Origin of the sequence: Bacillus sp. JJ675 (assembly GCF_036963165.1) — a bacterium.
GTDB classification, from domain to species: domain Bacteria; phylum Bacillota; class Bacilli; order Bacillales; family Bacillaceae; genus Bacillus; species Bacillus glycinifermentans.
The window spans coordinates 1-14,116 of the sequence record NZ_JBALMR010000003.1; the positions used below are offsets into that span (position 1 = coordinate 1).

At 46.7% G+C, this 14,116-nt stretch carries 15 protein-coding genes and 1 pseudogene; 6 read left to right on the forward strand and 10 right to left on the reverse strand.

All coding sequences use genetic code 11. The annotated features are described in order from the left end of the window. Nucleotides 1-46 precede the first annotated feature (46 nt). From V7126_RS00225 to V7126_RS00240, 4 genes are read right to left on the reverse strand one after another with little or no spacing between them, the layout of a single operon-like run. Nucleotides 47-505, reverse strand: coding sequence for a pyridoxamine 5'-phosphate oxidase family protein (locus V7126_RS00225; RefSeq protein WP_335495890.1), 459 nt, complete (start codon nt 503-505; stop codon nt 47-49). A 15-nt stretch (nt 506-520) separates the two neighbouring features. Continuing rightward, nucleotides 521-748, reverse strand: a complete 228-nt coding sequence (locus V7126_RS00230; protein WP_046130953.1) for a non-oxidative hydroxyarylic acid decarboxylases subunit D — start codon at nt 746-748, stop codon at nt 521-523. A gap of 19 nt (nt 749-767) precedes the next feature. After that, the gene (locus V7126_RS00235) at nt 768-2,189 is read right to left on the reverse strand and encodes a non-oxidative hydroxyarylic acid decarboxylases subunit C (RefSeq protein ID WP_046130952.1); all 1,422 of its coding nucleotides are present in this window, start codon (nt 2,187-2,189) and stop codon (nt 768-770) included. Nucleotides 2,190-2,202: 13 nt separating this feature from the next. Beyond that, the gene (locus V7126_RS00240) at nt 2,203-2,772 is read right to left on the reverse strand and encodes a non-oxidative hydroxyarylic acid decarboxylases subunit B (protein WP_046130951.1); all 570 of its coding nucleotides are present in this window, start codon (nt 2,770-2,772) and stop codon (nt 2,203-2,205) included. A 125-nt stretch (nt 2,773-2,897) separates the two neighbouring features. Between V7126_RS00240 and V7126_RS00245 the strand changes: the two genes are divergently transcribed. Beyond that, nucleotides 2,898-3,770, forward strand: coding sequence for a LysR family transcriptional regulator (locus tag V7126_RS00245; protein ID WP_046130950.1), 873 nt, complete (start codon nt 2,898-2,900; stop codon nt 3,768-3,770). 153 nt (nt 3,771-3,923) lie between these two features. On the opposite strand, the pseudogene V7126_RS00250 reads toward V7126_RS00245, so the two are convergent. From V7126_RS00250 to V7126_RS00260, 3 genes and pseudogenes are all read right to left on the reverse strand, one after another. Beyond that, nucleotides 3,924-4,541 (reverse strand): annotated as a pseudogene (locus tag V7126_RS00250) (FMN-binding negative transcriptional regulator); the annotation flags it as partial. Between the two features lie 26 nt (nt 4,542-4,567). Further along, complete coding sequence (locus tag V7126_RS00255; protein ID WP_335495896.1) at nt 4,568-5,086, reverse strand: GNAT family N-acetyltransferase; 519 nt, start codon at nt 5,084-5,086, stop codon at nt 4,568-4,570. Nucleotides 5,087-5,106: 20 nt separating this feature from the next. Then, nucleotides 5,107-5,559: a MarR family winged helix-turn-helix transcriptional regulator gene (locus V7126_RS00260; RefSeq protein WP_335495899.1), complete on the reverse strand. Its 453-nt coding sequence runs from the start codon at nt 5,557-5,559 to the stop codon at nt 5,107-5,109. A 114-nt stretch (nt 5,560-5,673) separates the two neighbouring features. Between V7126_RS00260 and V7126_RS00265 the strand changes: the two genes are divergently transcribed. Further along, complete coding sequence (locus V7126_RS00265; RefSeq protein WP_335495901.1) at nt 5,674-6,336, forward strand: YczE/YyaS/YitT family protein; 663 nt, start codon at nt 5,674-5,676, stop codon at nt 6,334-6,336. A gap of 108 nt (nt 6,337-6,444) precedes the next feature. Here the strand turns inward: V7126_RS00265 and rocF are convergent, their stop codons facing one another. From rocF to V7126_RS00280, 3 genes are all read right to left on the reverse strand, one after another. Continuing rightward, nucleotides 6,445-7,338: an arginase gene (rocF, locus tag V7126_RS00270; RefSeq protein WP_046130947.1), complete on the reverse strand. Its 894-nt coding sequence runs from the start codon at nt 7,336-7,338 to the stop codon at nt 6,445-6,447. 11 nt (nt 7,339-7,349) lie between these two features. Continuing rightward, nucleotides 7,350-8,744 (reverse strand): amino acid permease, encoded by a 1,395-nt coding sequence (locus V7126_RS00275; protein ID WP_373688003.1) that lies wholly within the window; start codon nt 8,742-8,744, stop codon nt 7,350-7,352. 241 nt (nt 8,745-8,985) lie between these two features. Next, on the reverse strand, nt 8,986-10,188 hold the full coding sequence (locus tag V7126_RS00280; protein ID WP_046130946.1) for an ornithine--oxo-acid transaminase: 1,203 nt from the start codon (nt 10,186-10,188) through the stop codon (nt 8,986-8,988). 244 nt (nt 10,189-10,432) lie between these two features. On the opposite strand from V7126_RS00280, the gene V7126_RS00285 reads away from it, so the two are divergent. The 4 genes from V7126_RS00285 to V7126_RS00300 form a co-directional block, all read left to right on the forward strand. Then, the gene (locus tag V7126_RS00285; RefSeq protein WP_335495904.1) at nt 10,433-11,848 is read left to right on the forward strand and encodes a sigma-54 interaction domain-containing protein; all 1,416 of its coding nucleotides are present in this window, start codon (nt 10,433-10,435) and stop codon (nt 11,846-11,848) included. 128 nt (nt 11,849-11,976) lie between these two features. Further along, the gene (gene tcyA / locus V7126_RS00290) at nt 11,977-12,786 is read left to right on the forward strand and encodes a cystine ABC transporter substrate-binding lipoprotein TcyA (RefSeq protein ID WP_046130944.1); all 810 of its coding nucleotides are present in this window, start codon (nt 11,977-11,979) and stop codon (nt 12,784-12,786) included. Then, nucleotides 12,773-13,474: an amino acid ABC transporter permease gene (locus tag V7126_RS00295; protein WP_046130956.1), complete on the forward strand. Its 702-nt coding sequence runs from the start codon at nt 12,773-12,775 to the stop codon at nt 13,472-13,474. Before tcyA ends, V7126_RS00295 begins: the two co-directional genes overlap by 14 nt. Nucleotides 13,475-13,488: 14 nt before the next feature. After that, nucleotides 13,489-14,116 (forward strand): amino acid ABC transporter ATP-binding protein (locus tag V7126_RS00300; protein WP_335495908.1); only part of this gene is annotated, 628 nt, incomplete at its 3' end.

Sequence of the window (14,116 nt, forward strand, 5' to 3'; positions counted from 1 at the left end):
ATTTTCTCGACAGCCTGAGGACCATGGCGTACCATGGTCCTTTTCTTCATTTCCTTAATTCCTCCAGCGTTTCCTCCCACCGCTTTAAAACGGCAGCCTCATCCTTTAACTCAATCTGAACCCCGGAGATGATGTTTGCGTATTTTGCGATGTCTTCCCGGGCCGATTCGACGGTGCCTGAGAATCGTGCTCTCTGGTATTTTGCATTTTTTAGTTCGGGCAGTTCGGACAAGGACAGCCTGACATAATGGGCTTTGCCTTTCCAGCATGTGACGAGCATCGCCCGGCCTGTTCGGGCGATGTTTGCAGTTGTTTTCGTGCCTTGCCAGAGAGCCAGGCGGACATCGGTCTCGTTCAGGGCGAGGATTTCGCCGGCGCTGATCATGGCGGTGTGGGGCCAGCCGTCTTCTGTGACGGTTTGCAGCATCATCGCTTCACACCGTTTAGAAGCGAGGTTTTTGCCGTCCAGCAGCTCCAGCAGTTCGCGTGATATTTGAGATGGCATGCCGGACACCCGCCTTTAGTATTTTCGTTTCGGAACGGCCGGAACTTGGACGGCCGTTTCGACTTCGGCCGGATCGATTTTAAACGACGGATTGTATTTTTCCGGGTTTGTGATCGTCTCAGGCTCTGATGATCTCCATGTGAAAAAGCAGTGCTGGCATTGGTAGACTTCCCATGCACCTTCTACCGGAGACTTGCTGACGGTTTCCGCTTTTTTCGAATCACAGCGTGGACATGTATGCATAGTAAAACACTCTCCTATCTTATCGATGTAGTAGATCCATTAATTTCTTTTCCCATTCCTTCGTGTTGACAGGGGAATCGAGCGGCTGTGAATAGTGCCCTCTTGTTTCCGGCGCAACAGGTGTTGTGGCATCCAGGATCATTTTGTGGGTAATACCCGCCGGTTCAGAACCTGGATCAAGCGCCAGGACGGATAGATCCGGGATGATCACTGCATCGTGTTTTGGATGCATTTTCGTCGATAGCGCCCACATAACCTGCGGAAGGTTAAACGGATCGACGTCTTCGTCAACGACGATCACCATTTTGCAGTAGCCGAGGCCGTGCGGAGTTGTCAGCGCGCGCATGCCGACTGCTTTAGCGAATCCGCCGTAGCGGCTTTTTGTTGAGACAATGGCGATCAAACCGTGCGTATACATCGCGTTTACCGCGACAATTTCATTCGGATATGCCTCTTTTAGCTGCTGGTAGAGCGGCACACATGTATTAATGCCGACCATGTAGTCAACCTCAGTCCAAGGCATGCCTAAATAAAGGTGTTCAAAAATCGGGTTGTTGCGGTGGTAGACGCGTTTGATTTTGATGATCGGCATGCTGCGTCCGCCTGAATAGTGGCCGGTAAACTCGCCGAACGGACCTTCATACTCCCGTTCGCCCGCCAGAATTTCACCTTCGAGAACCACTTCCGCTCCCCATGGGATATCTAAATCAGACAGTTTTGATTTGACGATTTTGTAAGGTTCGCCTTGCAATGCGCCTGCCATTTCGTATTCCGATTGATCGTATAATAGCGGTGTGGATGCCGCTGTTGTAATGACCGGCTCACAGCCGAGCGCAATCGTAACAGGCAGGTTTTCGCCGCGTTCTTCAGCCTGGCGCAAGTGGATCGCAATGTCATGCTGAGGGACGGGCTGAATGCCGAGGCGGTCTTTTCCTTTTACCTGCAGTCTGTATATGCCGACATTTTGCTTGCCGAAGTGTTCCGGATCTTCAACGTCTCTGGAAATAACGCAGGCCTTGTCTAAATAAAAGCCGCCATCGCCCTGATTGATGCGGAAGAGCGGCAGTATGTCAAACAGGTTGATGTCTTCTGTGATTTCGTTTTCGTGAAACGGCGCCGTCTCCTCTCTTTGCACCTTGACAGGAAACTGGTCATAGCGGCGCGCAAATTCAAAGAATTGTTCTTTGACGGGCGTGTCTTTTGGAAGGCCCAGCATCAACGCGTGGTTCGGCCAGGAACCGATGACATTCAGCGCGATTTGAGCATTGTTGTAGCCGTAAATATTGTTGAATAAAAGAGCGGGCGACTTGTCTCCGAGGTTGTTGGCGGCGCGTGCGGCGGCTCCCAAATCGGGTTCCGGCTTCACCTCTTCCTGAACTTCAAGAAGCTGTCCTTCTTTTTTCAGCGTGTTTAAAAAATCTCTAAAGTCTTGATATGCCATTCTGTTGTCCTCCTTATGTCTTCTGTTTCATTCCTTCCCAGCGCTTTGCATCGGACAGATGGATCCCAAATTGGTCCAGCGTCCGGAATACGATATGGTCGACCATTTCAGTCAAGTTTTGGGGATGGTTATAAAAAGCCGGCATGGGCGGGAGAATCATCGCCCCCATTTTGGTCAGCTCAAGCATGTTTTCGAGATGGATTTGGTTGAGCGGGGTTTCCCTTGTTAACAGAACGAGTTTTTTCCGTTCCTTTAGCATGACATCCGCCGAACGGGTCAAAAGATTGTCCGCCAGCCCCGTGCGGATGCCGGCCAATGTTTTCATGCTGCACGGAGCTACAATCATTCCGTCCGTTTGAAAGGAACCGCTCGAAATACGGGCTCCCTGGTCTTTATGGGAATACGTAAAAGAAGCGAGCGCCTCTAAATCCTTTACGGTGTACCCCGTTTCATGCCGGATGGTTGCGCCGGCCCACGGAGAGATGACAAGATGCGTCTCAACGCCGGCTTTATTCAGCCAATCCAGCATCCGCACGCCAAAAACGGCGCCCGTTGCACCCGTTATTCCGACAATGATCTTCATATGCGTCCTCCTTTCTCTTCTGTGATGCCTCCAATTCAAATGATACGCCTCTAATTACCATATTGAAAATATCTATAATATCTATATATAATACTTTTAAGGTATAAAAAGGAGTGTTCCCGAAAATGGATATCCGTCAGTTGAAATACTTTGTCACGATTGCGGAGGAAGGAAAAATTACAGCGGCGGCAAAGCAGCTGCATATCGCCCAGCCGCCGCTTTCCAGACAGTTGAAGCAATTGGAGGAAGAACTCGGAGTCGTGCTATTCGACCGCAACAAAAAGAAGAGTCTGACACTGACCTATGAAGGGGAAGTTTTTTATAAAAGGGCGAAAGACATTTTGCATAAGCTTCGGGATTCGATTCTCGAAGTGCAGGAATTGCGCGAGGAAGTCGCCGGAACGCTTGCCGTCGGCTCAACGATCTACTGTGCCGCGCTTTTGTTGTCAAAAGTGTCGCAGATCAGAGAGAAATATCCCAGCCTGCTGTTTAATATTTGGGAGGGAGAGCCCTCACGGCTTCACAAACTGCTGGAAAACCGGCAGATTGACGCGGCTATTACGACAACTCCTTTTTACAGCAAAAACGTCGAATCGAAAAGTCTTCCCGACATCCCCTGCAAGCTTGTCCTTCCGGGAAATCAATCATACGGCCTCAGCGGGAAAGCCGACATGAAAGAAATTTCAAAACTGCCGTTAATCCTGCTTAGGCCGTCAGATGGAAAAGGTATATACGACAAGGTCGTCGAAGCTTTTCAAAAATCAGGCGCAGAGCCGAAGGTCGTCTGCGAGTGCCATGACTCCACAACGCTCCTCAGCCTCGTCACCTCGGGGTTCGGGGCGACGATTCTGCCGCTATCGATGCTGCCTGAGCATTTTGCCCGGCACGTTCAGACGCTGGAGATAAAAGACAACCCGTTTATTTTGACACCGTCGGTCGTCTGGCGGGCAAACAGCTTTTTGCCGAAGCCTGTGAAGGAGTTTTTGGCTTTGTTTTAAGAACATTTAGTTACCGATAGATAAAGCCTGTATCGCAGATTACCGATACAGGCTTTTTTTGAACATTTCTTCTTCCACTAACGCGGAAGCGGCTCTGCCAATATGACAGCTCCGTATTTTTGCATCCTGAGGATTTAATAAAAGCGGGCGGCTTCGGTTTTTTAATCTTTTTTCCATCACTTCTGCCATCTGTCTCGAATTTGGATTTCCTTCATTTTGTAATTGATCAATGATATTCATATAATCCGTTTCATTTCGGTTCTGACTTAATTTATATGCTGCCTGAATTTCTCCCACCTTAATCTTGAATCCAACAATACCTTTCAGTTGACTTTCTAAGAGTTGAGGAGAAAGTTTGTCCCATAAAATTGGATGTTCTCGATGTTTTTCGTATTTTTCCATCATGATTGTTAATTCCTCTACTAATTCATCTTTCTCTAAAATGCTTGCTTTACCATATACATGGACGGCTTGATAATTCCATGTTGGTACTTCTTCATGCGCATACCAAGAAGAAGAAATGTAAGCGTGCGGCCCCTGAAACATAACAAGCACATCTTCACAGGATTCAAATGTTCTCCACTGGGGATTTCCATAAGCCACATGCCCAGTAATATAGCAATCATCACCTTTTTTATTTAATCCCAATGGCAAATGAGTGGCAATCGGTTTCCCTCGTTCTGTCGTGACAATCGTGCCAAAAGAGTTTTCTTGTACAAAGTCCCAAATTTCATCAGCATTTGTAACCTTATAATATTTTGGAATATACATAATCATCCCCTCCCCTTTAAAAAAAGTTATATGATTGTTTTCGTCATGATAAAATCCGTTTGTTCTTCATCGCCCATATAAAAAGAATGGGCTCCAGTTTGAACAAACCCCATTTTCTTGTAAAAAGCAATCGCATTTTCATTTTTTTCCCACACGCCTAGCCAGACTTTCTTTTTGTTGAACTCCTGTGCGATTTCCACAGCTTTATTTAGCAGATATTTACCAAGCCCGTGTTTTTGAAAATTGTTCTTTATATAAATCCTCTCGATTTCAAGTGATTCATCACCCATCTCTTCAGACTGGGCATCATTGATATTGACCTTTAAATATCCGGCGACTTCATTATGATAATAAACAAAAAAGAATTGAGAAAAACTATTGGATAGTTCTGTTTCTAACTGTTTTAAGTTAAACGCCCTTTCCAAATAGGCATTCATATTTTCGGGTGAATTTTGATGCTTAAATGTCTCATTAAATGTTTCATAACTAATTTCTTGAAGTTTGCGCAAATCCTCACGGGTACACTTTTTTATATTGATCGTCATTTCAATATGGCGCTCCTTTATCAATAGTTTCTCTTGTTTCCCTTTTTTACAAATTCCCAGTCTTTTTCTATATTTTTTCTTACTCTTTGAAGAAGATTGAAAATGGTTTCCGCTTCTTCTTCGGAAAATCCCGCTAATGCGACACGATTCGAATGAACATTTTCTCTTTTTATAAAAGGAAATACCTCTTTTCCCTTTTCTGTTGGATAAAGTTTTTTTATTTTTTTGTTGTATTCATCATCTTTCCTTTCAATAAAGCCCTTCATTTCCAGTTTTTTTATTGCACGGGCTGCGGTTGTCCGGTCTACTTTAATCATTTCGGCCAACTTTTCTTGAATGATTCCCGGGTTTTCGCAGATTCGGACAAGGTACAAATATTGCCCTTTTGTAAGGTCATGTTCTTTAAACTCGATATTGCTTATAGAATCCAATGCCCTGGCAATCATTCCAATTTCACGAAGAATTTCCTTCATAATGACCTCCATAGTACATATTTTTGTTGCAAATACAATAAAAATGGCGTACATTTAATATAACCCAAATTTGTTGTATTTGCAATAAAAATCATAGTGAAGAGGTCGAGCAAAGTGAAATATGTTTTTTATGTATTGGGAATTTTAATACTAACCCTTGGTATTTCTTTCACGGTCCAATCAGATCTTGGAGCTTCACCTTTTGACGCACTTTTGGTGGGACTGTCCGTAAATGCGGGGCTGACTGTCGGAAGTTGGGAAATCATTATAGCTTTCATGTTGATATGTTGTAATTCAATTTTAAAAAGACAAAGACCGGAAGTGTTGGGGTTGTTGACAGCATTTATAACGGGTATCGGCATTGATATGTGGCTTTTTTTATTGCACTTTTTTGTAACACCGGACCGATGGTACAGCAAAGTTGTTTGTTTTGGAATCGGCTTAGTTGTTATCGGATTAGGAACAGCAACATATTTGCACGCAAATTTTGCACCGGTTCCAATTGACCGATTAACATTAATCATACAAGAATTAACTGGAACAAATCTGTTTTTTTCGAGAACATTCATTTACCTCGTATTCTTGGTTATGGCAGTGGTTTTCAATGGACCAATCGGCGTTGGAACTTTGCTAACCGTATGTTTAGGGGGGCTAATACTTAATTACTGTATGCCTTTTACTAAAAGAATATTAGACCGCATATTAACACACTCTCGTCCATCACCAAATGATAGAAAAGATTGTTCGGAAAGAGAAAAAGCCCCTTCGCACACATAGCCAAAGGAGAACTTGTTTGCTCAGGAATTAAAACCGTCCTTTGAAGAGAAGATCAAAAAGGCTGCCGATTTTCACGGCAGCCTGAAGCACATGATGCGCTCTTGTTGTTTACAGCAGTTTTTTTCCCAGCAGCGACTCGACCAGTTCGACGGCCGCTTCGCCGGTTTTGTTTTTATGGTCCAATATCGGGTTGACTTCGACGAATTCGGCGGACGTGATGATATCTGCGTCATAAAGCATTTCCATCGCCAAATGGCTCTCCCTGTAGCTGATGCCGCCGACGACCGGCGTTCCGACTCCCGGCGCATCGTTTGGATCAAGCCCGTCTAAATCGAGGCTTAAATGGATGCCGTCACAGTCCGCTGACAAATATTCAATCGTCTCCTCGATGACCCGCGTCATCCCTAAACGGTCGATTTCATGCATCGTATACACCTTCATGCCCGTTTTGCGGATATATTCGCGCTCTCCTTCATCAAGGGAGCGGGCGCCGATGATGACGACGTGCTCCGGCTTGATTTTCGGCGCATAGCCGTGAAGATTGACGAGCTTTTCATCACCCAGGCCGAGGCTTACGGCCAGCGGCATGCCGTGGATATTGCCGGACGGCGACGTTTCGATGGTGTTCAAATCTCCATGCGCATCATACCAGATCACGCCGAGCTGTTGATAATGCTTTGCAACGCCGGCCAAAGTCCCGATAGCAATGCTGTGGTCTCCCCCTAACACGAGCGGGAAGCGGCCTTTTTCGATGACATGGTCGACAATATCGGCCAATTTTTGATTGCCTTCCAAAACAGATGCCAAATTTTTTAATCCCTCATCATGTTTAGGCTGATCGCGGTTGATCGGCACATCCCCGAGATCCTCGATATCGTACCCCAAATCGGTTATCCGTTCGACAATGCTTGCGTAGCGGATGGCGCTCGGTCCCATATCGACGCCGCGCCTTGCCTGTCCCAAATCCATCGGCATTCCAATCAGAGAAATCTGTTTGTTCATCAGCCATCACCTCATCGTTCGTTTTGTTTTTGCAGTACCATAAAGCTTTCTTCTTCGTGCGGCTTTGCCGCGCGGCGCTTTTTAACAAAAAAATGATAGACGATATAGCAGCATAACATAAATACGACTCCGCAGATCAATGCCATTCTCTGCTCTGAATCAAAGGCAAGGCTCACAAGCACGGTGCTGTTTAAAATAAATCCTACAAGCGGCAACACCGGATAGAGCGGCGTTTTGAATTTCAAATCCTCGACCTTTCCGCCTTCTTTTATATACCGTTTCCGGAACAGCAGCTGTGACAGCGTGATCGTGATCCAGCCGATTTGCGCACTCAATCCCGCCAGCGACAGCATCAGCATATACAGCGTTTCAGCTTTAATAAACTTCGAGAAAAGCGACAATCCGGCAAAGCCCAAGGTTATCAAGAGCGCATTCATCGGAATGCCTCTTTTATTGACTCTGCTTAACGAAACAGGGGCCATCCCTTGTTCAGCCATCGAATAAAGCATCCGCGTCGATGCATATAAGCCCGAATTAGCAACCGATAACAGCGCGATTAAAATGACAAAATTCATCAAATCGGCGGCATATGGAATCCCGATTTGATCAAAAACGACGACGAACGGACTTTTCACGACTCCTGCCTGTTTCCACGGAATCAATCCCGCAAGCACGAACACAGACAGGCCGAAAAACACAAGCGTCCGCCAAACCGTTTGTTTAATAGAGCGCGGCACCGTCTTTTCCGGATTTTCGCTCTCCCCCGCCGCAATTCCGATCAGTTCTGTTCCCTGGAAGGCAAAGTTGACCGTGATCATCGTAATAAATACGGCGCTTAAACCGTTTGGTAAAATACCGTTTTCGACGAAATTGGAGAAAAACGGTGCAGGCTGTCCGCCTTTCATGTCAATCAATCCGAACATGGCTCCGCCGCCTAAAATGATAAAAAGAATAATTACGATGATCTTGATGCCTGACAGCCAAAACTCCGCCTCACCGAAAGCCTTTGCCGACAGGGCATTCAGCAAAAACAGCAGCCCGCAAAAAATCAGGCACCAAATCCAGGCGCTCGTATTGGGAAACCACCGATTCATCAGCTGTCCCGCGGATAGAAATTCCAAAGCCGCTGTGACCGCCCAGCCGAGCCAATAAATCCAGCCGACGGCAAATCCTGTCGCCGGTCCGATAAACTTAGTCGCATACGTTTGAAAAGAGCCTGAGACGGGCATTGCCACCGCAAGCTCGCCGAGACATAACATTGTGAAATACATGATCAGCCCGCCCGCCAAATAGGAGAGGATCGCTCCAACGGGTCCGGCTTGACTGATCGTAAAGCCGGTTCCCATAAAAAAACCGGTACCGATCACGCCGCCGAGCGAGATCATAAATAAATGCCTCGATTTCATCGTCCTTTTCAATGTGTGTTGTTGATCTTTTTCATGGTTCAAACCTTTCACACCCTTCAAATACTTCTCCCTGTATTATGCACCCCTTATGCGTCTACCTGATACTAAAATCCCTTAAATCCGACAAAATCATTATTTTTTAAATCTTCTGAATCATTCCCTTATATTTCAATTTTTGACAATTTTCGCAGACCGGGCGAAAAAACGGGCTGAACAACCCCTTATTGCTCAGCCTTTCGCCTTACTTCGACAACACGCGGGAAATTTTTGCGATGGCCCAATCAAGATCCTCTTTGGATATGACAAGAGGAGGCGCAAAACGGATAACCGTCTCATGCGTTTCTTTGCAGAGCAGTCCCTCTTCCTTCAAGCGTTCACAGTAAGGCCTTGCAGCCTCTGAAAGTTCAACTCCGATGAAAAGGCCTTTTCCGCGAACCTCTTTGATTTTCGGATTGTCGATTTGCGAAAGCTTTTCTTTAAAATATTCTCCAAGCTCCAAAGAACGTTCGGCAAGCCTCTCATCTTCCAATACGTCAAGCGCGGCGATAGATACGGCGCATGCGAGCGGATTTCCGCCGAAGGTCGATCCGTGGGAGCCTGGATTAAATACGCCGAGAACGTCGCGGTTTGCCGCGATGCATGAAATCGGAAACACGCCGCCCCCGAGTGCCTTCCCTAAAATGTACATATCCGGAACAACTTCTTCCCAATCGCAGGCAAACATCTTGCCTGTACGCGCCAAGCCTGATTGAATTTCGTCGGCGATAAACAGGACATTATGCTCCTTGCAAATCTCGGCTGCCTGCTTAAGATAGCCTTCCGGCGGAATGACGATTCCAGCTTCCCCTTGGATCGGCTCAAGCAGGAACGCCGCCGTGTTAGGCGTAATCGCTTCTTTCAGCGCCTCGGCATCCCCGTACGGAATCAGCTTGATGCCAGGCAGCATCGGTCCGAAGCCGCGCTTGTATTCTTCTTCTGATGAGAGAGAGACCGCAAGCATCGTCCGCCCATGGAAGTTTCCTGTACAAGCGATGATTTCCGCTTGATTGTCGGCAACGCCTTTAACATCATACGCCCAGCGCCGCGCCGCTTTGACCGCAGATTCAACCGCTTCTGCGCCGGTATTCATCGGCAGCACCATGTCTTTTCCCGTCAATGATGCGACTTTTTCATAGAAAGGGCCGAGCTGGTCATTGTGAAAAGCTCTTGACGTCAAGGTGATTTTATCGGCCTGATCTTTCAGCGCCTGAATGATTCTCGGGTGTCTGTGCCCCTGGTTGACTGCGGAGTATGCGCTCAGCATATCCATATATTTGTTTCCTTCAGGATCTTTTACCCATGCCCCTTCAGCCTCGGAAATGACGATCGGCAGAGGATGATAATTGTTCGCACCGTATTGTGCCGTCTGCTTCATAATTTCTTCGGACTTTGATAAAACAGTCATTCAGATTCCTCCTTCTTGTGTGGTGGACAACAGCCAGATGTTGTTTTTCTTTCTCGCTCTTTCATATTTGCAAGTTTCGTGCCAAGTGAGAAAACTGCGAATTATGAAGGAATGCCGGCGGTCCCGCCGCAAATATTTTTGCACTTTTCAAAGGGAGTGCAGAATTTCTATGTATAAAAATTTTGCACACTGAAGCGCTCGTGGCTTACAATAAAAGCAGTTTCAAACAAAGGGGGAAATACATGTGCTAAGGGATTTTGAACTGCTGAAGCTGATTTTTCAGCGGATTATCAATGAACTTGATATCGGTCTGCATATCGTCGATGAAAACGGCACATCTGTCGTTTATAACAATAAAATGATGCAAATCGAAGGAATGGATGTCGAGGATGTGCTCGGCAAAAACCTGCTAGACGTGTTTACGTTTGCCGATCAGCATGACAGTACGCTCGTCCAGGCTCTCCAGTACGGGAAAACGATTAAAAACGTCAAGCAGACATACTTCAATAATAAGGGCCAGGAGATTACAACCGTCAATCATACGTTTCCCATTTTGAAAGACGGGAATATTAAAGGTGCGATTGAGATTGCAAAAGACGTCACAAAGCTGGAGCGGCTCATTAGGGATAATATGAATAAAACGGAAAATGCGAAGTACACATTCGACAGCCTGATCGGCGCGAGCCCGGCGTTTACGGAAGTCTGCGAACACGCAAAGCGGGCGACCCGCACCTCTTCATCCATCCTGATCGTCGGAGACACCGGAACGGGAAAAGAGCTGTTTGCCCAAAGCATACATAATGGAAGCCAGAGGTCAACAGGTCCGTTCATTTCGCAAAACTGCGCCGCCCTCCCCGAAAGCCTTGTCGAGGGCCTTTTATTCGGAACGGCAAAAGGAGCGTTCACGGGTGCAGTCGACCGCCCCGGCCTTTTTGAACAGGCACAGGGAGGCACGCTGCTGCTTGATGAAATCAACTCGCTCGATTTAAATCTGCAGGCGAAACTGCTGCGCGCCATCCAGGAGAAAACGATCAGACGAATCGGCGCTTCAAAAGACACGCCGATCGACGTCAGAATCATCGCGACGATGAACGAAGATCCGGTCGATGCCATCAGCGCCCAGCGGCTCCGCAAAGATCTGTTTTACAGGCTGAGCGTCGTCACATTGTTCGTCCCGCCGTTAAAAGACAGAAAAGAAGATATCATCCCTCTCGCAAACCATTTTATTGATAAATACAATGTGCTGTTTCAAATGGAGGTCAAAGGATTGGAAAAAGATGTCGCCGATTTCCTTCTTTCTTATGATTGGCCGGGAAACGTCAGAGAGCTTGAGCATTTGATCGAGGGCGCGATGAATTTAATGACATATGAAGAAAAGATCGATCTTACGCACCTTCCTTTGCAATACCGGGCAAAATCGAAAGCATCGGACAAGCTGCCAAAACATCCGGGCTTCGACCTTTTTGCCCAGCAGCCTTCCGGATCGGCTCCTCCTTTAAAAGAGCAGATCGAGAATGCCGAGAAATATTTTATTCAAAAAACGATCAAAAAATGCAACAACAACATATCCCAAGCGGCACGGTCGCTCGGAATCAGCAGGCAGAGCCTCCAATACCGTTTGAAAAAATGGGGGATCCGGCCTGATCGGGAACGGGGATGAAGCTTCTTTATTTTCATCACTAAAAACGTATTTCTTGACTCATACTAAAAAAAGTTTATGCTTTACTTTTGGAAGGCCCTTAAGTAAAATCATATCAAATAAATCCAATAAGAAAAGTGGGGAATAAAATGAAAAAAGCAATATTCGCAGTTCTCATGACGCTTTTGATCACCGTAGCTGCAGCTTGCGGAGCCTCCGGTGACAATGCTGACAATAAAAACACAGGCAGTGACAAAAACCTTTGGTCACAAATTAAAGATAAAGGCGTTCTCACCATCGGTACGGAAGGAACGTACGAACCTTTCACATACCATGACAAAAAAGCCGACAAATTAACCGGGTACGATGTTGAAGTCATGCAGGAAGTCGCAAAGCGCCTCGGACTGAAAGCAGAGTTTAAAGAAACGCAGTGGGACAGCATGTTTGCCGGTCTTAACTCAAAGCGCTTTGATGTCATCGCGAACCAGGTTGGAAAAAAAGGCCGTGAAGACAAATACGATTTTTCTGATCCATATACAACATCACAGGCAGTCGTCGTCACAAAAGCCGACAACAACAGCCTGAAATCTGAAAAAGACGTTAAAGGAAAAAAAGCGGCACAATCATTGACGAGCAACTACAACGACCTGGCTAAAAAAGCGGGCGCGAATATCGAGGGCGTTGAAGGAATGGCCCAGTCTTTCCAATTAATCCAGCAAGGCCGCGTTGACCTCACATACAACGATAAGCTCGCAGTGCTCAACTATTTGAAAACATCAGGCAACAAAAACTTGAAAATCGCTTTTGAAACAGGCGAACCTCAGACAACTCATTTCGCTTTCCGCAAAGGCAGCGGCGAGCTGGTTGACAAAGTGAATTCAGCGCTTAAAGACATGAAAGAGGATGGCACGCTTTCTAAAATCGCGAAGAAATGGTTTGGCGAAGATGTTACTCAATAATATTCAGACGGCCATCGGTACAGCCATCCCGTGGGATCTTGTACGGGAATCGTTTTGGCCGATTTTTGTAAGGGGAATCTATTATTCGATTCCCCTTGCCATTCTCTCTTTTATATTCGGGATGATCATCGCTCTCATTACGGCGCTGGCGAGAATGTCAAAATCGCGCATTTTAAGGGCGATTTTCGGCATTTATGTTTCGGCGATCCGCGGAACGCCGCTGCTCGTCCAATTGTTTATCATTTTTTACCTATTCCCGGCGTTTCAGGTCACGATTGATCCGTTCCCAAGCGCTGTCATCGCGTTTTCATTGAACGTCGGCGCTTATGCGTCAGAAATCGTCCGCGCTTCCATCCTGTCGGTTCCAAAAGGGCAGTGGGAAGCCGCTTACTCGATCGGAATGACCCAGAAGACGGCGCTCTCAAGAGTCATTTTGCCGCAGGCTGTGCGCGTTTCGATTCCGCCATTATCCAATACATTTATCAGCTTGATTAAAGATACATCTCTCGCATCGCAGATTCTGGTCGCCGAATTGTTCAGAAAAGCCCAGGAAATCGGCGCCGCCAATCTCGATCAAATTTTAGTTATTTATATCGAAGCCGCATTCATTTACTGGATCATCTGCTTTGTGCTGGCGATCGTTCAGCAGCTGGTTGAGCGGCGCGTGGACCGGTATGTGGCCAAATAAGGAGGGATCAGACAATGCTTTCGATCAAGGGGCTTAATAAATCGTTCGGTGAAAACGAAATTTTGAAAAAGATCGATTTGAATATCGAAAAAGGAAAAGTAATCGCCATTTTAGGACCTTCCGGTTCGGGAAAAACGACGCTGCTCCGCTGTCTGAACGCGCTCGAAATTCCAAACCGCGGCATTCTTTCGTTTGACGACTTTACGATCGATTTTTCAAAGAAACAAAAACAGGCCGACCTGCTTCGCCTGCGGAGAAAGTCGGGAATGGTGTTTCAGGCGTATCACCTGTTTCCGCACCGCACTGTACTCGAAAATGTGATGGAAGGACCCGTCAAGGTTCAAAAACGCGATAAAGCGGAGGTCAAAAAAGAAGCGATCCAGCTTTTGCAAAAAGTCGGCCTTAAAGAAAAAATGGATCTTTATCCGTTTCAGCTTTCGGGCGGACAGCAGCAGCGCGTCGGCATTGCCCGCGCCCTTGCGATCAAGCCGGAGCTGATGCTGTTTGACGAACCTACATCCGCCCTCGATCCCGAGCTGGTCGGAGAAGTGCTGAAGGTCATGAAAGACCTGGCAAACGAAGGCTGGACAATGGTCGTCGTCACCCATGAAATCAAATTCGCGCAGGACGTCGCGGATGAAG